This is a genomic window from Achromobacter sp. KK8, assembly GCF_054188005.1.
This window is the reverse complement of the sequence record NZ_CM135178.1, coordinates 3,185,918-3,206,680: the sequence shown is the minus strand read 5'-3', so window position 1 is coordinate 3,206,680 and position 20,763 is coordinate 3,185,918. Positions and strand designations below refer to the sequence as shown.

At 66.7% G+C, this 20,763-nt stretch carries 20 protein-coding genes; 3 read left to right on the top strand and 17 right to left on the bottom strand.

The features are described from left to right. Positions 1 to 47: 47 nt before the first annotated feature. The 4 genes from aspT to ACVN9Z_RS14715 all read right to left on the bottom strand — a co-directional run bounded on the left by aspT (position 48) and on the right by ACVN9Z_RS14715 (position 4,645). Positions 48 to 1,739: an aspartate-alanine antiporter gene (aspT, locus tag ACVN9Z_RS14730; protein ID WP_006388276.1), complete on the bottom strand. Its 1,692-nt coding sequence runs from the start codon at positions 1,737 to 1,739 to the stop codon at positions 48 to 50. Between the two features lie 220 nt (positions 1,740 to 1,959). Then, positions 1,960 to 2,889, bottom strand: a complete 930-nt coding sequence (locus ACVN9Z_RS14725; RefSeq protein ID WP_020924585.1) for an electron transfer flavoprotein subunit alpha/FixB family protein — start codon at positions 2,887 to 2,889, stop codon at positions 1,960 to 1,962. 1 nt (position 2,890) lies between these two features. Next, entirely contained in the window at positions 2,891 to 3,640 is a 750-nt protein-coding gene (locus ACVN9Z_RS14720; RefSeq protein WP_053501343.1) for an electron transfer flavoprotein subunit beta/FixA family protein, read from the bottom strand. An 81-nt stretch (positions 3,641 to 3,721) separates the two neighbouring features. Further along, positions 3,722 to 4,645 (bottom strand): histone deacetylase family protein, encoded by a 924-nt coding sequence (locus tag ACVN9Z_RS14715; protein ID WP_006388273.1) that lies wholly within the window; start codon positions 4,643 to 4,645, stop codon positions 3,722 to 3,724. Positions 4,646 to 4,655: 10 nt separating this feature from the next. On the opposite strand from ACVN9Z_RS14715, the gene mltB reads away from it, so the two are divergent. Further along, complete coding sequence (gene mltB / locus ACVN9Z_RS14710; protein ID WP_173000906.1) at positions 4,656 to 5,813, top strand: lytic murein transglycosylase B; 1,158 nt, start codon at positions 4,656 to 4,658, stop codon at positions 5,811 to 5,813. A 106-nt stretch (positions 5,814 to 5,919) separates the two neighbouring features. Here mltB and ACVN9Z_RS14705 read toward each other — a convergent pair whose 3' ends face one another. Beyond that, positions 5,920 to 6,969, bottom strand: coding sequence for a cyclase family protein (locus ACVN9Z_RS14705; RefSeq protein WP_006388271.1), 1,050 nt, complete (start codon positions 6,967 to 6,969; stop codon positions 5,920 to 5,922). Between the two features lie 68 nt (positions 6,970 to 7,037). Here ACVN9Z_RS14705 and ACVN9Z_RS14700 point away from each other — a divergent pair, with 68 nt between their 5' ends. Both ACVN9Z_RS14700 and ACVN9Z_RS14695 read left to right on the top strand, forming a co-directional pair. Continuing rightward, complete coding sequence (locus ACVN9Z_RS14700) at positions 7,038 to 7,814, top strand: IclR family transcriptional regulator (RefSeq protein WP_024068178.1); 777 nt, start codon at positions 7,038 to 7,040, stop codon at positions 7,812 to 7,814. After that, on the top strand, positions 7,811 to 8,791 hold the full coding sequence (locus tag ACVN9Z_RS14695) for a Bug family tripartite tricarboxylate transporter substrate binding protein (protein WP_458212359.1): 981 nt from the start codon (positions 7,811 to 7,813) through the stop codon (positions 8,789 to 8,791). Before ACVN9Z_RS14700 ends, ACVN9Z_RS14695 begins: the two co-directional genes overlap by 4 nt. Before the next feature lie 122 nt (positions 8,792 to 8,913). Here the strand turns inward: ACVN9Z_RS14695 and cysM are convergent, their stop codons facing one another. From cysM to hisC, 12 genes are all read right to left on the bottom strand, one after another. Next, positions 8,914 to 9,825 carry a cysteine synthase CysM gene (cysM, locus tag ACVN9Z_RS14690; protein ID WP_026382781.1) on the bottom strand — a complete coding sequence of 304 codons (912 nt, stop codon included), beginning with the start codon at positions 9,823 to 9,825 and terminating at the stop codon, positions 8,914 to 8,916. 161 nt (positions 9,826 to 9,986) lie between these two features. Beyond that, positions 9,987 to 10,529 carry a ComEA family DNA-binding protein gene (locus tag ACVN9Z_RS14685; protein ID WP_080969365.1) on the bottom strand — a complete coding sequence of 181 codons (543 nt, stop codon included), beginning with the start codon at positions 10,527 to 10,529 and terminating at the stop codon, positions 9,987 to 9,989. A gap of 197 nt (positions 10,530 to 10,726) precedes the next feature. Continuing rightward, positions 10,727 to 11,716, bottom strand: a complete 990-nt coding sequence (gene rfaD, locus ACVN9Z_RS14680) for an ADP-glyceromanno-heptose 6-epimerase (RefSeq protein ID WP_054506943.1) — start codon at positions 11,714 to 11,716, stop codon at positions 10,727 to 10,729. Beyond that, a complete protein-coding gene (gene rfaE1, locus ACVN9Z_RS14675; protein ID WP_006388266.1) occupies positions 11,713 to 12,654 on the bottom strand; it encodes a D-glycero-beta-D-manno-heptose-7-phosphate kinase in 942 nt (313 codons plus the stop codon). Before rfaE1 ends, rfaD begins: the two co-directional genes overlap by 4 nt. Continuing rightward, positions 12,651 to 13,868, bottom strand: coding sequence for a lipopolysaccharide assembly protein LapB (gene lapB, locus ACVN9Z_RS14670; protein ID WP_006388265.1), 1,218 nt, complete (start codon positions 13,866 to 13,868; stop codon positions 12,651 to 12,653). The genes rfaE1 and lapB overlap by 4 nt, the downstream gene beginning before the upstream one ends. A gap of 60 nt (positions 13,869 to 13,928) precedes the next feature. Next, positions 13,929 to 14,243, bottom strand: coding sequence for a lipopolysaccharide assembly protein LapA domain-containing protein (locus ACVN9Z_RS14665; protein WP_006388264.1), 315 nt, complete (start codon positions 14,241 to 14,243; stop codon positions 13,929 to 13,931). Positions 14,244 to 14,434: 191 nt separating this feature from the next. After that, the gene (locus ACVN9Z_RS14660) at positions 14,435 to 14,794 is read right to left on the bottom strand and encodes an integration host factor subunit beta (RefSeq protein ID WP_006388263.1); all 360 of its coding nucleotides are present in this window, start codon (positions 14,792 to 14,794) and stop codon (positions 14,435 to 14,437) included. Positions 14,795 to 14,797: 3 nt separating this feature from the next. After that, positions 14,798 to 16,510 (bottom strand): 30S ribosomal protein S1, encoded by a 1,713-nt coding sequence (rpsA, locus tag ACVN9Z_RS14655; protein ID WP_026382780.1) that lies wholly within the window; start codon positions 16,508 to 16,510, stop codon positions 14,798 to 14,800. A 174-nt stretch (positions 16,511 to 16,684) separates the two neighbouring features. Next, positions 16,685 to 17,374 carry a (d)CMP kinase gene (cmk, locus tag ACVN9Z_RS14650; RefSeq protein ID WP_026382779.1) on the bottom strand — a complete coding sequence of 230 codons (690 nt, stop codon included), beginning with the start codon at positions 17,372 to 17,374 and terminating at the stop codon, positions 16,685 to 16,687. Between the two features lie 31 nt (positions 17,375 to 17,405). After that, entirely contained in the window at positions 17,406 to 18,728 is a 1,323-nt protein-coding gene (gene aroA, locus ACVN9Z_RS14645; protein ID WP_024068176.1) for a 3-phosphoshikimate 1-carboxyvinyltransferase, read from the bottom strand. Between the two features lie 6 nt (positions 18,729 to 18,734). Then, complete coding sequence (locus ACVN9Z_RS14640; protein WP_155864694.1) at positions 18,735 to 19,637, bottom strand: prephenate dehydrogenase; 903 nt, start codon at positions 19,635 to 19,637, stop codon at positions 18,735 to 18,737. Further along, positions 19,634 to 20,755, bottom strand: a complete 1,122-nt coding sequence (gene hisC / locus ACVN9Z_RS14635; protein WP_049055231.1) for a histidinol-phosphate transaminase — start codon at positions 20,753 to 20,755, stop codon at positions 19,634 to 19,636. The genes ACVN9Z_RS14640 and hisC overlap by 4 nt, the downstream gene beginning before the upstream one ends. Positions 20,756 to 20,763 lie beyond the last annotated feature (8 nt).

The following is a 20,763-nucleotide window of genomic DNA, read 5'->3' as shown; positions in this document are numbered from 1 at the left end:
CCTGGTTTGCGATTGACGGACGAGATTTCCTGCGGCGGAAACGGCCCCTAGGTCATGAGCATGACGATGACGATGCCCCAGATGATGAGCAGGGTGTTGCCGATGGCGTAGGGCACCGTGTAGCCCAGCGCCGGCACCTGGCTCTTCGCGGTCTCGGTGATCTGGCCGATGGCGGCCGTGGTGGTGCGGGCGCCGGCGCAGACGCCCAGCACGATGGCCGGATGGAACTTGAACACGTAGCGGGCGATGTACACCCCCAATATCATCGGCACGCTGGTGGCGATGATGCCGGCGATGAAGAGCTTGGCGCCCAACTGCTGGAAGCCCTGCACGAACCCCGGCCCCGAACTGATGCCGACCACCGCCACGAAGGCAGTGAGGCCGACCGACGTCAGGAACCAGTGCACCGGCTCCGGCACCCGTCCGAAGGTCGGATGCACCGAGCGCAGATAGCCGAAGATGAGGCCGGCGATGAGCGAACCGCCGGAGGTCGACAGCGTGATGGGAATGCCGCCCACGGTCAGCACCAGGGTGCCGAACAGGCCGCCCAACAGGATGCCGAAGCCCACGAACACCATGTCGGTCTGCTCGGTGGCACGGTCCACGTACCCCACCTTGCCGACCACGCGCTCGACATCGCGCTTGGCGCCAAGGATGAACAGGCGGTCGCCGCGGTCGAGCTTCAGGCCCCAGTTGACCGGCATCTCGTGGCCGCCGCGCACCACCTTGCGCAGGAACACGCCGCGGCCCAGCTCGCGCACCTGCTCCATTTCGGCGATTTCCTTGACCGTCTTGCCGGCCAGGTTCTTGTTGGTCAGCACCACCTCGACGATCTCGGCGGGCAGGTTGATCAGGTCACGATCCTCGACTTCGGTGCCGATGATCCCGGCCGCCTGCAGCACCAGCGCGTCGTGCCGGCCAGCCACGCCGAGCACGTCGCCGGCCTGCAGCACGGTGGTCGAATCGGTATCGAGGATCTGGTCGCCGCGGCGGATGCGCTCGATGAACACGCGCGCCTCGACAAAGCGCGACTCCAGCTCGCCCACCGTCTTGCCGGCCAATTCGGGATGATCGAGCTTGTAGGCGCGCGAGATGAACTTGCGATAGCCGGACAGCTCCATCGAATCGGCGCCGCCGGACATCTTGGCCTCGTACTCCTTGCACTCCTTGACGATGTCCACGCGCATCAGCTTGGGACCCAGCGAAGCCAGCAGCCAGGCGCTGCCGACGGTGCCGAAGATGTAGCAGACCGCGTACGCCACCGGAATGCTGTCGATCCATTTCTTCTTGGTGGCCGCGTCGATGCCAAGGCCGTTGATGGTGTCGGTCGCCACGCCCATCACCGCGGAAATGGTCTGCGCGCCGGACAGCAGGCCCGCCCCCGTTCCGGCATCGAAACCGAAACCGACGGCCGTGCCCCAGGTCACCAGCAGGCAAATGACGCAGATTATGACGGCGAAGATGACCTGCGGCAGGCCATCGCTTTTCATGCCGCGAAAGAATTGCGGCCCGACGCCATAACCCAGGCCAAACAGGAACAGCAGGAAGAAGACCTGTTTGACGATCGGGGCGATCGTGATATTGAGCTGGCCGACCAGCACACCGACCAGCAAGGTGCCGGTCACCGCCCCCAGGTTGAATCCGAATATCTTCTTGGCGCCTATCCAATACCCCAGCCCGAGGGTAAGGAATATTGCCAGTTCAGGGTATTTCCGCAGAGTGTCAAATAACCATTCCATCCCGAATCTCCTTCGTTATGTACAGGCCAAGCACTTGCGCGAATCCTAGCTGCGCGCGGCATACATTATCAGAATCCTTCAAAAGATCAAAAGATTTGCTCGGTAAATATCAAATGGTTTCGATTGTCAGCCAGAAATGGAGTTCGTCGACCATGAATAAAAAAAGCCCGCGGACAATAATGTCCGCGGGCTTTTCGGAGTAAGGCCGGAGTGCGTTGGCTTACAGCGCGCCGGTCAGTTCGGGCACCACCTGGAACAGATCACCCACCAGGCCATAATCGGCCACGCCGAAAATCGGCGCTTCGGGATCCTTGTTGATGGCGACGATGACCTTGGAATCCTTCATGCCGGCCAGGTGCTGGATGGCACCCGAGATACCGACGGCCACGTACAACTGCGGCGCGACGATCTTGCCGGTCTGGCCGACCTGCCAGTCGTTGGGCGCGTAGCCGGCGTCGACTGCGGCGCGCGAGGCGCCCAGGGCGGCGCCGAGCTTGTCGGCCAGCGGATCCAGGATCTTGAAGTTCTCGGCGCTGCCCAGGCCACGGCCGCCGGACACGACCACGCGGGCGCCGGCCAGTTCCGGACGGTCGCTCTTGGCGACTTCACGGCCGACAAAGCTCGACAGGCCGGAATCGGCCACGGCGGCGACGTCTTCCACGGCGGCCGAGCCACCCTGCGCGGCCACGGCGTCAAAGCCGGTGGTGCGCACGGTGATGACCTTGACCGGATCGGCCGATTGCACGGTGGCGATGGCGTTGCCGGCGTAGATCGGGCGCTGGAAGGTATCGGCGGATTCCACGCCGATGATGTCGGAGATCTGGGCGACGTCGAGCTTGGCGGCAACGCGCGGCGCGATGTTCTTGCCCGAGGCAGTGGCCGGGAACAGGATGTGGCTGTAGCCCGAGGCCACGGCCAGCACCTGGGCGGCGACGTTCTCGGCCAGGCCGTCGGCCAGCTGCGGCGCGTCGGCCAGCAGCACCTTGGCCACGCCGGCCGCCTGCGCGGCCTGGTCGGCCACGGCGCGGGCATTGGCGCCGGCGACCAGCACGTGGACGTCGCCTCCGATCTTGGCGGCGGCGGCGACGGCGTTCAGGGTTGCGCCCTTGAGCTGGGCGTTATCGTGTTCGGCAATAACCAGCGTCGTCATCTCAAACCACCTTCGCTTCGTTCTTGAGTTTATCCACCAGGGCCGCGACATCGGCCACCTTGATGCCGGCCTTGCGAGCGGGCGGCTCGCTGACCTTGAGCGTCTTCAGGCGCGGCGCCGGATCGACACCCAGTTCTTCGGGGGTGACGGTGTCCAGCTGCTTCTTCTTGGCCTTCATGATGTTCGGCAGCGTAACGTAGCGCGGCTCGTTCAGGCGCAGGTCGGTGGTGATGATGGCCGGCAGCTTGAGCGTCAGCGTTTCCAGGCCGCCGTCCACTTCACGCGTGACGGTGGCCTTGCCATCGGCCAGCTCGACCTTGCTGGCGAACGTGGCTTGCGGCCAGTCCAGCAGCGCGGCCAGCATCTGGCCGGTCTGGTTGGCGTCGTCATCGATGGCCTGCTTGCCCAGGATCACCAGCTGCGGCTGTTCCTTGTCGACCAGCGCGCGGAGCAGCTTGGCCACGGCCAGCGGTTGCAGTTCGGCGTCGGTCTGGACCAGCACGCCGCGGTCGGCGCCGATGGCCATGGCGGTGCGCAGCGTTTCCTGGCATTGCGCAACGCCGCAAGAAACCGCCACGACTTCGGCCACGGCGCCCTTTTCCTTCAGGCGGGTGGCTTCCTCGACGGCGATCTCGTCAAAGGGGTTCATCGACATCTTCACATTGGCGATATCCACGCCGGTCTGATCAGACTTGACGCGCACCTTGACGTTGTAGTCAACGACGCGCTTGACAGGTACCAACACCTTCATCCCGCTGCCTCCAAATGGAAATAATTACCCGGGGGGAGTTAACGATCCGCCGGGATCGCATTGCACAATTTTTTCCTGATTCTACAGCTTCGCCAGCGCCCGTATATGGGCCACGACGCTGCGGCCCAGGGCGGACAGGTTGTAACCGCCTTCGAGCGTGCTGACGATCCGGCCCTGGCAGTGGCGTTCGGCCACGTCCACGAGCTGCTCGGTGATCCATGCATAATCGGCCTCCACCAGCCCCATTTGACCCATATCGTCCTCGCGATGGGCGTCGAATCCGGCCGAAATCAGAATGAGTTCGGGGCGGTGCGCCTCGAGTCGCGGCAGCCAGGTGTCGGTGACGATGGTGCGCACGGCGGCGCCCGCCGTATAGGCCGCCACCGGCACATTGACCATGTTGGCCGCCGGCTGCTCGGTGCCGCTGTTGGGAAAGAACGGGTGCTGGAAAATGCTGCACATCAGCACCCGCTCGTCGCCGGCGAAGACGTCCTCGGTGCCGTTGCCGTGGTGCACGTCGAAGTCGACGATGGCCACCCGCGCCAGGCCGTGGAACTCCATGGCGTGGCGGGCCGCGATGGCCACGTTGTTCAGAAAGCAGAAGCCCATGGCCTGCGAGCGGCAGGCATGGTGCCCGGGCGGACGCACCGCGCAAAAAGCCGTGCGGGCCTCGCCCCCCATCACCGCGTCAACGGCCGCCACGCCCGCGCCCGCCGCGTACAGCGCGGCTTCGTAGGTATGGGGGTTCATCAGGGTGTCCGGATCTATCGGGTAATACCCGTGTTCCGGCGTATGCTCGCGCAGACTGTCCAGGTACTGGACAGTGTGCACCCGCAGCACGTCGTGGCGGGACGCCTGCGGCGCCTGCCGGTCATCCAGATAGGGCATCAAGCCGCTGGCAAGCAATTGGTCGGAAATGGCGTCCAGCCTCTGCGGGCTCTCCGGATGCCAACTGCCCATTTCATGCAAGCGGCATGCCGGGTGGGTAAGATACATGGTCTCCATAAGGAAGATTATGTTCATCTGTCGGCGATTACTGCAACTCGGCACGCTTTCGGCCCTGCTGGCCGGGTGCTCCACCACCGCTCCCACCGCCCCCAATCCAGCCGCCGGCCAGCCGCCGGCGGCCACCACCGGCACCACCCCCATCCGCATCGGACCCAGTACGCCGACACTCGGCTCCGAACCCGCCGATGACGGCCCGGCCGCCCTGACGCCCGGCGGCGCCCTGCGGCCGGAGGTGCGCGCCTTCGTCGAAGGCCTGGCCGCCGAACGCGACCTGCCGCTCAAGCCCATGGTCGCGGCGCTCGAAAGCGCGCGCTACAACGCCACCGTGGCGCGGCTGATCGCGCCCTCGCCGCCCGGCAAGAAAATCTGGCGCAGCTGGCTGACCTACCGCTCGCGCTTCGTCGAGCCCAAGCGCATCGGCTGGGGCGTGGAGTTCTACAACGAACATCGCGACCAGCTCAACCAGGCGGCGCAACGCTTCGGCGTGCCGGCCCCGATCATTGCGTCGATCATCGGTGTTGAAACACTGTATGGCCGCAACATGGGCAACTTCCGCGTGCTGGACGCGCTCACCACGCTGGCCTTCGATTATCCGGACCCCGCCAAGCCCGAGCGCGCCACCATGTTCCGCGGCCAATTGGCCGACTTCCTGACTCTGGCGATGAAAGGCAAGCTGGACATGGAAACCCGCGGCTCGTATGCCGGCGCCATCGGCATGCCGCAATTCATGCCCACCAGCATCAAGCACTACGCGGTGGATGGGGACGACAGCGGCCACATCGACCTGACCAACAACACCCGCGACGCCATCATGTCGGTGGGCAGTTTCCTGTCGCAGCACGGCTGGCAACGCGGCCTGCCGGTGTTCGCGCCGGTGACTCTGCCGGCCGATCCCACCGCCCTGGTGGATGGCGGACTGGAACCCAAGCAGACCTGGGGCACGCTGACCGCGGCCGGCGCGCGCCTGCAGCCCGGCGCCTCGGCCAATGGCTGGAGCAGCCAGCCCATGGGCGTCGTCGACCTGGTGGAGGAAGCCCGCGGCACCGCCCAGTACCGCGTCGGCACGCCCAACTTCTTCGCGCTGACGAAATACAACCGCAGCTACTTCTACGCCACCGCGGTGGCCGACCTGGCCAGCGAAATCGAGGCGCGCGTCGGCCGCTGAAGGCGCGGCGCCCGCCGCGCCCACGCCCGGCAGGCCCCGGGCGGCGGGAATGGCATGTCCCGGCCCTGCCCATTCCGGGTTGGCCCGGTCCAGGTCATCCCCTGGCTCAGACCGTGGCCACCGGCGTGGCGGGCGAACCCACCGCGCCCGGCAGATTCAGCGGCGGCGCGGTCAGGAGGAAGCGGCTGCGGCCGTTGGCGGTCAGCCAGCGGGCCAGCGCGCCCAGATACCACATCTCGCCGATCGGCAGGCCGAGCTTGAAAATGCAGTGGTGGTGCAGCGGCAATGCCGCGCAGCACGCGTTCGGCTTCTGCGTCGGGTAGATTTCCAGCGCGTGGTTGTCCGACGCCATGGCGGCCACCTTGGAATCGGTGATCCACTGCAGCAGCTTCTCGTCGCTGCCATCCAGCCCGGCGCAGATCTCATGCAGGGTGTGGTGATCCGGCTGGCGCTGCTTCTCCAGCAGCGCATCGCCGAATTCCGTGTGGAACAGCACGATATCGCCCTGCTCGATCTCGATGCCATCGGCCTCGATGATGCGCATCAGATCGTCGTAGCCCACCGACTTCTGCTCGCGTCCATAGTGGCGCGCCAGGTCGACCATCACGCCGCGGCTCTGCAGGCAGGACTCGGCCAGCTGGGTGATGTCCAGTTTCTTGGCATGGGAGGCGCCGCCCTGGCCCAGGTCGGTCTTGGCGAAGCCGTTGTCGACGTCGTAGTCCACCGGGCCGACCACGTGTTCGTTGGGACGGTAGCCGTTGTAGTAGACGCGCTCGGGCAGGCCATCGCCATTGGCGTCGAACAACGCGCCCACGTGCGCCAGCGAATCCCACTGGGTCGAATACTGCAGGCTCATCTCGACAATGTCGTCGCTCAGCACGTCGACGCATCCCGGGCGCAGGCGGCCCAAGGGGAAGTTCAGGTACTGGTCGCCGTCGCGCTCGGTGGGGCGCAGCTTGGGCGGATGGCGGCGCACGTTGACGCCATTGCCGCCGGGATAGTCCAGCGGCAGCGACAGGCAGAAGCTCAAACCTTCGCGAACCTCCTGGATTCCCTTCATCACGTTGGCGGGAGTGATGTAATTCAGGCAGCCCCGTTGGTCATCAGGGCCGAAATCCCCCCAGTTCGATCCCTCGGGACGGTTCTTCCATCTCATATGGCGCGGCTCCTTGGCCAGGAATTAAGAATTTGACACAAATTTATCACATATAGGATAATAACATCATGGATGTGAAAACAGCTGCCAGAGTCCTCGATGTCCTGAACCTCTTTGCCGAGGCGCAGAAGCCATTGCTGTACAGCGAAATCGCCGCGCAGATGGAGATTCCGCTGTCCAGCTGCCATGGCCTGCTCAAGACCATGGTGGCGCGCGGCTATCTCTACGAGATCGGCAAGAAACACGGCTATTACCCGACGCAGAAGCTGATCCACGTCGCCACCCTGATCTGCCGCAGCGACCCGCTGAACGCGGTGATCGAGCCGGTGCTGGCGCGGGTGCGCGACCTGACCGGCGAAACCGCCCTGCTGGCCAAGCTGGCGGACGACAAGGTGGTCTATCTGATCGTCGCCGAATCCAAGCAGACCATCCGCTTCTCGCACCAGGCGGGCGGATTCAAGGCAGTGCACGCCACCAGCTCGGGCAAGGCCCTGCTATCGGTGCTGTCCGAGGACGAACGCCAGAAGTGGTTCAAGACCTATCCCGGGTTCGCCTCGTACACCGAGACCACCCTCACCAGCCAGGCCGCCTTCGAGCGCGACCTGCAGGCCGGCATCCAGCGCGGCTGGCAACGCTCGCTCGGCGAAAACGTCGAGGACGTGATGTCCATCTCGCTGGGCTTCAAGGCCTATGAACAACCCTTTGCCATCGTGGTGGCCGGCCCCCTGGGGCGCATGCAGAAGAACGAAGCCACCACTGGGCAGCAACTCAAAGAGGTCAAGGCGCTGCTGTACGCGGCCCTGCCCTCGGCCAACCTTACCTTTGTAGGAGAAGACAGCAGATGAACAAGCGCACTTTGCTCGCCGCGGCATGCTCGGCAATCGCCATCGGCGCCCTGCCCCTGGCTGGCGCGCAGGCCCAGGATGCCTATCCCGACAAGCCGATCCGCGTGATCATGCCGTGGGCCGCCGGTGGCCCGACCGACGTGGTGGGCCGCGTGATCGCGGTGCGCATGGGCGAGATCCTGGGCCAGCCGCTGGTGATCGAAAGCCGGCCCGGCGCCAGCGGCACCATCGGCGCCGCCCAGGTGGCGCGCGCGCCGGCCGACGGCTACACCGTGCTGATGAATCCGTCGGTGCAGGGCATCTACCCCGCCCAGTTCAAGAGCCTGACGTTCGACCCGATCAAGGATTTCCGCATGGTCGGCGTGCTGGGCACGGTGCCGATGGTAGCGGTGGTGCCGCCTGATTCGAAGTTCAAGACCTTCGGCGAGCTGATCGCGCAGGCCAAGGCCCAACCGGGCTCGTTGAGCTTCGCCTCGCCCGGCGTGGCCACCCTGCCGCACCTGGCCGGCGAGCTGATCAACACCACCACCAAGGCGTCCATCTCGCACGTCGGCTACCGTGGCAGCAGCCCGGCCCTGACCGACGTCGCCGGCGGCCACGTCGACCTGATGTACGCGCCGCTGGCCCCCGCCCTGCCCCTGATCCAGAGCGGCAAGGTGCGCCCGATCGCCGTCACCACCAAGGCCCGCCTGGCCGAACTGCCCGACGTGCCGACCATCGCCGAAAACGGCCTGCCCGGTTTCGACATCGTCACCTGGTACGGCATGTGGGTGCCCAAGGACACGCCCGAGCCCATCGTCGCCAAGCTCAACAAGGTCATGATCGAGGCCTCGCAATCGCCCAAGGTGGTCGAGGCGCTGAAGTCGCAGGGCACCCAGCCCAGCACCATGACCTACCAGGAAGCCGAAGCCTTCAACCTGGCCGAAAGCGCGCGCTGGATCAAGGTCATGAAGGACGCCAACATCCAGCCCGAATAAGGCCCTGGCGACAGTCCGCGCCGCATGGCCGGACCTCGCAACGCAAACGCCCCACGTCCCGGACGGTTTCCGGGTCGTGGGGCGTTTTTCCTCGGCGGACGCAATGGCGCCGGCGCGCGGCCTCAGGCGTTGAAGACGCCCGTGGACAGGTAGCGGTCGCCGCGATCGCAGACGATGAACACGATGGTCGCGTCATTGACGCGCTCGGCCACGCGCAAGGCCGCGACCAGCGCGCCGGCCGACGAAATGCCGCCGAAGATGCCCTCTTCGGCCGCCAGGCGGCGCGCCATGACCTCGGCCTCGGCCTGCTCGATCGATTCGTAGGCGTCCACTCGGCTGCGGTCGAAGATCTTGGGCAGGTAGGCCTCGGGCCACTTGCGGATGCCGGGAATCGACGACCCCTCGGCCGGCTGCGCGCCCACCACCTGCACCGCCGGGTTGCGCGACTTCAGGTAGGTGGACACGCCCATGATGGTGCCGGTCGTGCCCATGGCGCTGACGAAGTGCGTGACGCGGCCTTCGGTCTGCGTCCAGATTTCCGGACCGGTGGTCTCGATATGCGCGCGCGGATTGTCGGGGTTGGCAAACTGGTCCAGCACCACGCCGCGGCCGTCCGCCTGCATTTCGGTGGCCAGATCGCGGGCGTATTCCATGCCGCCCTTGTCGGCCGGCGTCAGGATCAGCTCGGCGCCATAGGCCGTCATGGCCGCGCGCCGTTCCACCGACAGGTTGTCGGGCATGATCAGGATCATGCGGTAGCCACGCATGGCGGCCGCCATGGCCAGCGCGATGCCGGTGTTGCCGCTGGTCGCCTCGATCAGCGTGTCGCCCGGCTTGATGTCGCCGCGCTCCTCGGCATGCCTGATCATGGACAGCGCCGGCCGATCCTTGACCGAACCGGCGGGGTTATTGCCTTCCAGCTTGGCCAGGATGACGTTGCCTCGGGCCGCACCAGCGGCTCCGGGAATGCGCTGCAGGCGCACCAGCGGCGTATTGCCGACGGTCTGCTCGATAGTGGGATAGGTAGTAGTCATGCTGCCGATCATAACCCCGCCCGGCGCCGGGCGCCGCCAAAAGCCGCGCTCGTGCCAGGGGTTCACGCCACGGGGCGGCCCCCCCCTGCCCCAAGGCCGGCCAACGCGGGAAGGCCTCCTCGCGCCTATCCGGTGGATGGCGAAGCGCCGGCCTTTGCGGATCAGGGGCGCGGCGGGGATACCGCAGCAGGTCGGCCTGCCGCCGTCGGCTTGGCTGCGGCCGCCTTGGCGGCGACTACGCCAGCGCCGCCGGGCCTGGCCGTTCCGGCCCCACGCTCCCGTGGTGCGAGGGGCTTGGCGGCGGACTCCACCTTGGCGGGGGCGCCTGCTGCCGTCGACGCGGCGCCGGACGCGCCCACCGTCAGGCCGGCTACCCCGAGGGCCTGGGCCTTTTTCTGGCTGATGCCGCGCACCCGCTCGGCCAGGTCTTCCAGCGATTCGAACCGGCCGGCGCGCTCACGTTCGCTGACGATGGTCTGCGCGGTACGCGGACCGATACCGCGGATGCCCGCGAGTTGCTGCGCGGTGGCGTCATTCAGGTCGAGCGCCTGCGCCGGCGCGTGCGCCACGCCGGCCGCCAGCAGGGCGACGCCCAGCGCCTGGCGCAAGCCGGTCCGCGCACGCGCGGAGGTGGCGGTACGCGGGCGGTGCCACGGCAAGGCCGGCAGGCGGCGGGCGACAGTGGAATGCAGGAAGGGATTCATGAACAGGTCTCCGGAAAAAGCGCGGGGCAACGGCTGTTGCGCCACGTCCTGATCATGGCCTGTCCAGGCACACAGGCGGGCAAGCAGTGATCGGTTTCATCCACCCCGGCAATCACGTAGACAAGAAAAAAGCCGCCTGTGGCACGGCGGCTTTGTCACGCTCGAGCAGGCGGCGCTTGCGGGCCGCCATGTGCCGCCTACTTGCGGGCGCGCCAGTAGCGCACGTACTCGGACACGCCGGTCTGCACGTCGCGCATGGGCGCGCTGAAACCGGCGGCGCGCAAGCGGCTCACGTCGGCCTGGGTGTAGCTTTGGTAGCGGCCTTTCAGGTCGTCGGGGAACGGAATGTAGCGGATCAGGTCCAGTTCCACCAGTTGCGCCAGCGTCAGTTGCGCTTCGCCGCGCTCGGCGCGCAGCGTGTTGACCACGGCCGCCGCGACGTCGTTGAACGGCTGGGCGCGGCCGGTGCCGCAGTTGAAGATGCCCGACTGTTCCGGATGGTCGAGGAAGTGCAGGTTCACCGCCACCACGTCCTCCACCGAAATGAAGTCGCGGCTCTGGCCGCCGTCCACATAGCCGTCCCAACCGGCGAACAGGCGCACATGGCCATGTTCCAGGAACTGGTTCATGTTGTGGAAGGCCACCGAGGCCATGCGGCCCTTGTGCTGTTCGTGCGGGCCGTAGACGTTGAAGTAGCGCAGGCCCACGACCTGCGCGGTCAGGCTGTCCATGCGCTGGCGCAACACCTGGTCGAACAGCAGCTTGGAATAGCCGTAGACGTTGAGCGGGCCCTCGTTGGCGGGGTCTTCCACGTAGACCGACGAGCCGCCATAGACCGCGGCCGACGAGGCATACAGGAACGGGATGCGGCGCGCCTGGCAGAACTCGAACAGTTCCAGCGTGACGCGGTAGTTGTTGTCGAGCATGTAGCGGCCGTTGCGCTCGGTGGTGTCCGAGCAGGCCCCCTGGTGCAGCACCGCGCGGACTTCCGGCAGGCTGCCATCGGCGACGCGGCGGCGGAAGTCGTCCTTGTCGAGGTAGTCGGCGATCTTGCAATCGACCAGGTTGACGAACTTGTCGCCTTCGGTCAGGTCATCCACCGCGATGATGTCCACGATGCCGCGGCGATTCAGGCCACGCACCAGGTTGCTGCCAATGAAGCCCGCGGCTCCGGTAACGACGATCATGAGAGTTCTCCTGCCAGTTCGGCGGCGGTGACGACGGACGTGCCCAGCTTGCCCACGGCGATGCCGCCGGCCCGGTTGGCCCAGCCCATGGCATCTTTCCATGGCAGGCCGATGGCGCGCGAGACGGCCAGCGTCGCCAGCACGGTATCGCCCGCGCCGGACACGTCGAACACCTCGTGAGCCTGCGCGTCGATGTGCTCGCGGCCCGTGTCGGTAAACAAAGTCATGCCCTGCTCCGAACGCGTCACGAGCAGGGCTTCCAGATCCAGGTCGGCGCGCAGGCGCTGCGCGCGGTCGGTCAGTTCGGATTCGCTATTCCAGCGGCCCACGGCCTGCTGCATTTCCGAGCGGTTGGGCGTGACCAGCGTGGCGCCACGGTAACGGGAGTAATCGTCCCCCTTGGGATCGACCAGCACGGGGATCCCCGCGCTGCGGGCCAGGCCGATCAGCGATTCGACCCGTGCCAGCACCCCCTTGGCATAGTCGGACAGCACCACGATATCGTGATTGGCGAGGTGGCGCGCCAATGCGGCGTCGATGCTGTCGAGCGCCTCCTGCTGCGGATGCTGCTCGAAGTCGACTCGCAGCAGTTGCTGCTGGCGACCCAAAACCCGCATCTTGAGCGTGGTATGCAGGCTGCGGTCGGTGATCAGGTCGGCCTGGACGCCGGCCTCCGCGGCCAGGCGCCGCACGCTGTCACCCGCCTCGTCTTCGCCCAGCACGCCGACCAGGGTGACGTGGCCGCCCAATGCCGCGACGTTGCGCGCCACGTTGGCCGCGCCGCCCAGGCGATCCTCGCGGCGCGCCACGCGCACCACCGGCACCGGCGCTTCAGGCGAAATTCGCTCCACCTCGCCGAACCAGTAGCGGTCCAGCATGACGTCGCCCACCACGAGCACCCGGCTATGCGAAATGGATTCGACGGGAAATTGGCTCATTCAAGTTCTTCCAGACGGCGCGGCGCGTAGGTTTCCCAGGCATTGCAGCCAGGGCACTGCCAATAGAAGCGGCGCGCTTGAAAACCGCAGCTCCGGCACGCATAGCGGTCCAGTCGTTGCGTATGTTTGTGGATCAGGCTGCGCAGCAGCGTCAGGTCCGCCCCGGGAACGGGGCCCTGTTCGCTGGCGCCTTCGGGATTGGCGAGCTCGGCTTCCAGCAAGCGGTCCAGCCCGAGCAGCGAAGGATGGTTGCGCAAGGCGCCGCGCGCGAAAGCCCAGGCCGTCGCCGACCCCTGCTGCACGCGCAATTCGCGGAACACGACGTTGAACAGGTCGAGCGACGCATGGCGCGTGTACTGGCGCTGCAGCAGTTCCAGGCCGGCCTCGACCTGTCCGGCGGCCCGATAGTTGGCCAGCAACTGCTCGGCCACCAGGCCGACGTATTCGGGGGCGTCGGTCATGACCGACTCCAGATACAGGCGCTCGCGCTTGGGATCCTGCTCGATCAGGGCCAGGCGGGCACGCAGCATCGCGGTGCGCACCATGGCGCCCTTGCTCGACATGCCGGCATCGGCGGTCGACAAGGCGTGGTCGGCGGCATCCAGGGCGGCATGCGCGGCGTCGATGTTGGGCGGCTTGGCCGCCAGCGCCGTCGCGGCCTGCTCGCAGTAGTAATGGACGATCTGCGGCACCGGCTCGTCGACCAGGCCATGCAGCGTCTTGACGGCCTCGATGGCGCGCGGCCAGTCGTGCTCGGATTCGTAGATGCGGATCAGCGATCGCAGCGCGGGCAAGGCGTAGCGGGTGTCCTTGAGCTGCTCGAAGCCGCTTTCGGCGCGATCGAGCATGCCGGCCTTGAGGAAGTCCTGCGCCAACTCGTGCTGCGCGTGTTCGCGCTCGGCGGCCGGCAGGTCGGAACGGTTCAGCAGGCTCTGGTGCACCCGGATGGCGCGTTCCATTTCGCCGCGGCGACGGAACAGGCTGCCCAGCGCGAAGTGCAGTTCGGTGGTCTCGGGATCGAGCTTGGCCACTTCGACGAAAGCATCGATGGCGCGATCGGGCTGCTCATTGAGCAGGAAGTTCAGGCCCCGGAAATAGGAATCGGGCAGGCTGCGGGTTTCCCGCAGCATCTGCCGGATGTCGAAGCGCGCGGCCAGCCAGCCGAGCGCGAACAACACCGGCACGAATATCAACCACCAAGGTTCAAAATCCACTGTGCGGGCTCTTGCGTAGATTCAATGCGGAAATGACGGAGTGCGAACGACGCGGCGCCGTCACAGGGGCGACATGGGAGCGACCGCTTCGGGCGGCACGGCCGGCGTGGTGCCGTTGACGGCGGCCTGCACGCGGTCGAGTTCGCGGCGCAGGCGGATGGCCTCGCGGCGGCGGCGCATGGCGGCGGGCACGGTCAGCAGCAGGCCGAACAGCGCGCCGACCACGAACACCACCAGCATGACGACGATCAGCGGCACATCCTGCACCACGTAATCGGCGTAGAACTTCACGGCGACGGGATCGGTGTTCTTCAACGCGAACATCAATACCGCCACGAACACGAGCAATCGCAGGGCCCAGACAAGGTAGCGCATGACGCATGCTCCTAAGAATTCGAGAGGGTCAATTGTAAGCGACCTCCACACCTCGTGTACGGCCTTCAACGGGGTTTCCTCGAAGGGCGCCGGCGTGTCCGGAAGGACGCCCAAAAACAAAGCCCCTTGATTTCTCAAGGGGCGTTGCTCGCGGTCCGATCTGCCCGAAGGCAGCTTACTGGCCGGTGCTGTCAATGCATGGCGTGCAAGCCTGCCATGGACGGCATCGGTTCGCTCGATCCAGAGGATTGAGCGTCCTCGTCGTTGCCGCCGACCAAGTCCACCCGCTCGCGCAATTCCTTGCCCGCCTTGAAGTGCGGCACCTGTTTGCCAGGCACCAGCACTTGTTCGCCGGATTTCGGATTGCGGCCGATACGGGGAGACCGCTGCGACAGCGAGAAGCTGCCAAAACCGCGGATCTCGATGCGCTGGCCCGAGGCCAGGGCCTGGGTCATTGCATCGAGCACGGTCTTGACCGCGTAATCGGTGTCGCGGGCGGCCAGCTGAGGATAGCGGGCCGCCAAGGCGGCGATCAGCTCCGACTTGGTCACGAATTAACCGTCGTTGCGCTGTTGGTCCAGCTTGGCCTTCAGCAGCGCGCCGAGGTTGGTGGTGCCGGACGAAGCGCTGGCGTCGGACATGCGCTGGATCGTTTCGGCGGTTTCGGCGTTGTCGCGGGCCTTGATCGACAGCTGGATCGAACGCGTCTTGCGGTCGATGTTGACGATCATGGCTTCGATGTTCTCGCCGGCGGTCAGCACGGTGGTGGCATCTTCGACGCGGCCCGAGGAGATCTCGGAAGCGCGCAGGTAGCCTTCGACGTCCACGGACAGCGTCACGACGGCGCCCTTGGCTTCGACCGACTTGATGGTGCCCGGAACAACGGCGCCCTTGTCGAACGTGGCAACGAAGTTGTTGAAGGGGTCGCCTTCCAGCTGCTTGATGCCCAGCGAGATGCGTTCCTTGTCGGTATCGATGCCCAGGACCACGGCTTCGATCTCGTCGCCCTTCTTGAAGTTGCGCACGGCTTCTTCGCCGGTTTCCGTCCACGACAGGTCGGACAGGTGAACCAGGCCATCGATGCCGCCGGGCAGGCCGACGAACACGCCGAAGTCGGTGATCGACTTGATGGCGCCGCGGACCTTGTCACCACGCTTGAAGTTGGTGGCGAACTCTTCCCACGGGTTCTGGCGGCACTGCTTCATGCCCAGCGAGATGCGACGACGGTCTTCGTCGATTTCCAGGACCATGACTTCGACTTCTTCGCCCAGGGTCACGACCTTGCGCGGATCGACGTTCTTGTTGGTCCAGTCCATTTCGGAGACGTGCACCAGGCCTTCGATGCCGGCTTCGACTTCAACGAACGCGCCGTAGTCGGTCAGGTTGGTGACCTTGCCGAACAGGCGGGTGCCTTGCGGGTAGCGGCGAGCCAGGCCCACCCACGGATCTTCGCCCAGCTGCTTGACGCCCAGCGAGACGCGGCTCTTTTCCTGGTCGAACTTGAGGACCTTGGCTTCGACTTCCTGACCCACTTGCAGGACTTCGGACGGGTGACGCACACGGCGCCAGGCCATGTCGGTGATGTGCAGCAGGCCGTCGATGCCGCCCAGGTCCACGAACGCGCCGTAGTCGGTGATGTTCTTGACCACGCCCTTGACCACCGCACCTTCGTGCAGGGTTTCGAGCAGCTTCTGGCGCTCTTCGCCCATGCTGGCTTCCAGCACCTGGCGACGCGACAGCACGACGTTGTTGCGCTTGCGGTCGAGCTTGATGACCTTGAATTCGAGGGTCTTGCCTTCGTACGGGGTGGTGTCCTTGACCGGACGCAGATCCACCAGCGAACCCGGCAGGAACGCGCGGATGCCGTTGGTCATGACGGTCAGGCCGCCCTTCACCTTGCCGGTGATGGTGCCGGTGACCAGCTCGCCGTTTTCCAGGGCCTTTTCCAGTTGCAGCCAGGCCGACAGGCGCTTGGCGCGGTCACGCGACAGGATGGTGTCGCCGTAGCCGTTTTCCAGGGAATCGATGGCCACCGAGACGAAATCGCCGGGTTGCACTTCGAGCTCGCCCTGGTCGTTCAGGAACTCTTCCAGGGGGATCAGCGCTTCGGACTTCAGGCCGGCGTTGACGACGACGAAGTTATGGTCGACGCGCACGACTTCGGCGCTGATGACCTCGCCGGACTTCATGTCCTGGCTCTTGAGGCTTTGTGCGAAAAGGTCGGCGAAGCTTTCGCCGCCGGTGGCGGTAGTGGAAACGGAAGACATGGGGTTGAAATCCATTGGGCCGAAATGGCCGTTAAAAACACACCGCAGCGGATTGCCCGCCACAGTGGAGTCAAAATACCTGCCTGCCGGTTTGCCCTTGCGGGGTGTCCCGTGGGGGTGTCGCCTGGCCAGGACAGGGCCGATAAAAAAACGACTGGCGAAGGTGCCCGCCCCTCAATGCGTGGGGTTGGCCTGCCAGAAATCCAGTATTGCCTGCACGGTTTCCGCAATCGTCAGATTCGACGAATCCAGCACATGTGCATCCGCTGCGGGAGCAAGCGGCGCCGTGGCGCGCTGCGTGTCGCGGGCATCCCGCTCGCGCATATCCCGCAAAAGGTCGTCTAGATTAGCAGAAATTCCCTTTTCGATCAACTGCTTACGCCGCCTCTCGGCCCGCGCGACCACATCGGCCACCAGGAAGACTTTCAGGGACGCATCAGGAAACACCACCGTGCCCATGTCGCGGCCATCCGCCACCAGCCCGGGAAGCAGGCGAAACGCGCGCTGGCGTTCGAGCAGCGCCTGCCGCACGCCGGGGAACGCCGCCACGCGCGAGGCGAAATTGCCCACCTCCTCGCGACGGATTTCATGGCCGACGTCGGCGCCCTCCAGGTAGACGTGGGGGCCGTCGAACCGCACATCCAGCGTCTCGGCCACGCGCGCCACGGCGGGCTCGTCGGCCGCATCGACGCCGCGGTTGATCGCCGCCAGGGCCGTCAACCGGTACAGCGCGCCGCTGTCCAGCACCGCCCACCCCAGCGCCTTGGCGACGCGGTGGGCCACGGTGCCCTTGCCCGAGGCGGTGGGGCCGTCGATGGTGATGACGGGAGCGGCGGAAGTCACGGTCGGTTCAGTCGAAGTCATGTAAGGAAATGGGCCGCGCGGCCCGTGGTCGCTATGCCGACACCAGGCCGGCATAGACATCAAAGTAACCCGGGAACGTCTTGCTGACGCAACCCGGATCCAGAATCCGCACCGCCGCCGGGCCGAACGCGGCCAGCGAGAAGCACATTGCCATGCGGTGATCGTCCCAGGTGCCGATATGCGCGTCGCGCCAGGCGCCGTCAGCCGGCGGAGTGACCCGCAACCAATCCGGCCCCGATTCCACTTGCGCGCCCAGCTTTTCCAGCTCGGTCTGCATGGCGTGGATGCGGTCGGTTTCCTTGACGCGCCAGCTGCCGATGTTGCGCAGCCGGCACGGGCCATCGGCGTACAGCGCCAGCGCGGCGGCCGTCATGGCGGCGTCGGGGATCAGGTTGAAATCGGTATCGAAGGCCTTCAGGCGCCCGCCCTCGGCCACGCGCACGCCGGTCACCTCGATCCAGCCGTCGCCGTATGCCACCGTCGCCCCCATGGCGGCCAGCGTGTCGGCGAATTTCACATCGCCCTGGATGCTGTCGGCGCCCACGCCCGTCACCCGCAGCGGTCCGCCGCCGATGGCGCCGAGCGCCAGGAAATACGAGGCGGTGGAGGCATCGCCCTCGACCGCGATCTGGCCCGGGCTGCGATAGCGGGCGCCGCCGGCGATGGTGAAACGACCCCAGCCATCGCGTTGCACGGTGACGCCGAAACGCGCCATGAGGTTCAGCGTGATCTCGATGTAAGGCTTGGAGATCAGCTCGCCCAGCACCTCGATCACCACCGGCTGGCCACTCTGGCCGGCCAGCAACGGCGCGGCCATCAGCAAGGCGGTCAGGAACTGGCTGGAAACCGAACCCTGCACCTGCGTCACGGCCGGCGTGGCGATTGCGCCGCGGCCGATGTGCAGCGGCGGATAGCCGGGCTGCCCCAGATAGTCGATCCGAGCGCCCAGCGCCTTGAGCGCATCGACCAGGTCGCCGATGGGACGCTCGTGCATGCGCGGCACGCCGGACAGGCGATAGTCGCCGCCCATCAGCGCCAGCGCCGCCGTCAGCGGCCGGATGGCGGTGCCGGCGTTGCCCATGAAGAGGTCGGCGCTTTCAACCGGGAAGCGGCTCACGCCGCGCACGGTGACACGGCCCTCGGCCAGTTCGGACACCGCCACGCCCAGCTGGCGCAAGGCGGCCAGCATGACGCGGGTGTCGTCGGAATCCAGCAGTCCGGTGATGGCGGTCTCGCCGTCGGCGATGGCCGCCAACAGCAGCACGCGGTTGGAAATGCTCTTGGAACCGGGCAAGGCCATGACGCCCTGCGCGCGCCGCACCCGCGGCAGATCCAGGAAAGGCAAAGCGCCCATGTGGGTTTACTCCTTGCGCCAGTTGCGGCGCGCCTGCGCCGCCGTGTCCAGCAGCGCCAGCAAGGCCGCGCCATCGCCGCCATCGATCGCGCGCTCGGCCCGATCCAGCACGGCGCGCACGGCCGCCAGCTCCGCCAGCATGGCGTCGCGGTTGGATAGAAAGATATCGCGCCACATCTCGGGCGATCCCGCCGCGATGCGGGTGAAGTCGCGAAAGCCGCTGCCCGCCAGCGCCAGCCGCGTGGCGGCGTCGGCCGCGGTGGCGACCTGCTCCATGTACACCGACGACAACAGGTGCGGCAGGTGGCTGACCGACGCCAGCACCCGGTCATGCGCGCCGGCGTCCATGTCGATCACCTGCGCGCCACAAGCCAGCCACGCATCGCGCACCAGGGCAATGGCGGCGGCACTATTCTCGGCCAGCGGCGTCAGGATGACGCAACGGCCCTGATACAGGCCGGCATCGGCGGCCTCGGGTCCGCTGCGCTCGGCGCCGGCGATGGGATGGCCCGGCACGAACTGGCCGATGCGCGCGCCCAGCGCCAGGCGGGCGGCATCGACCACCTCGGCCTTGGTGCTGCCGCCATCGGTCAGCAGCGTGGCATCGCGCAGATGCGGCAGCATGCGCGCCAGCATGTCCTGCAGGCCGCCCACGGGCGTGGCCAGGAACACCAGGTCTGCGTGGGCGGCGGCGTCTTCGGCGCTGACGGCTTCGTCGATCAGGCCCAGTTCCACCGCGCGCGCCAGCGACGCGGCATTGCGGCCCACGCCCAGCACCCGTCCCACCTGCCCCGCCCGGCGCAAGGCCGCGGCGAAGGAACCGCCGATCAGGCCCACGCCGACGACGGCCAACACAGGAATCAGGGGGCCAGCGGCCCCCTGATTCGGCTTGGAGGAAGCGCCGTTCATTCGGACAGGATGGCGGTCAGCGCGTCGATGAAGCGGGCGTTTTCCTGCGGCAGGCCGATGGACACGCGCAGCCACTCGGGCAGGCCGTCGCCGGCCACCGGACGCACGATCACGCCGCGCTTGAGCAGCGCCAGGTTGATGCGCGGCGCGTCGCCCACGTGCACCAGCACGAAGTTGCCGTAGCTGGGCACGTAGCGCAGCTTGAGGCGGTCGAAGGCTTCGCACAGTTGCGCCTTGCCGGCCTTGTTGGACGTGTACGCCTGTTCCAGGTAGGCGGCATCGGCCAGCGCGGCCACGGCGGCGGCCTGTGCCAGCGTGTTGACGTTGAACGGCTGGCGCACGCGATTGAGCAGGTCGGTCAGGGCCGGTTGGGCCACCGCGAAGCCCACGCGCAGGCCCGCCAGGCCGTAGGCCTTGGAGAAGGTGCGCGAGACGATCAGGTTGGGATAGCGGCGCACCAGCGCGGTGCTGTCGAACCGGAATTGCGGTTCCAGGTATTCGTTGTAGGCCTCATCCAGCACCACCGTGACGCGATCGCCATGCGCGGCATGGACGCGCTCCAGGAACGCGGCCACCTGGTCGCCCGGCACAAAGGTGCCGGTGGGGTTGTTGGGGTTGGCGATGAACAAGAGGCGCGTGTCGTCGGCGATGGCGTCGAACATGGCGTCCAGGTCATGGCCGTAGTCCTTGGCCGGCACCACGATGTGGCGCGCGCCGCGGGCCTGCGTGGCCAGGCGGTAGACCGCGAAGGAATGCTGCGCGTAGACCGCCGAGGCGCCCGGCTCCAGCAATGCCAGCGCGGCGATTTCCAGGATGTCGTTGGAGCCGTTGCCCAGCGTGATCCAGTTCATCGGCACGTCGTAGCGCGCGGCCAGCGCGGCCTTCAGATCGAAGCCGTTGGGGTCCGGATAGCGCGCCAGCGACTCGGCGGCGGCCAGCATGGCGGCGCGCGCCGACTGCGGCATGCCCAGCGGGTTCTCGTTGGAGGCCAGCTTGACGATCCCGGCCGGATCCAGCCCGAATTCGCGGGCCAGTTCCTCGATGGGCTTGCCTGCCTGGTAAGGCGCGATGGCGCTGACGTGCGCGGGAGCGGCGAGAGGCTTGGAGGTGTTGGTCATGGAAGGGC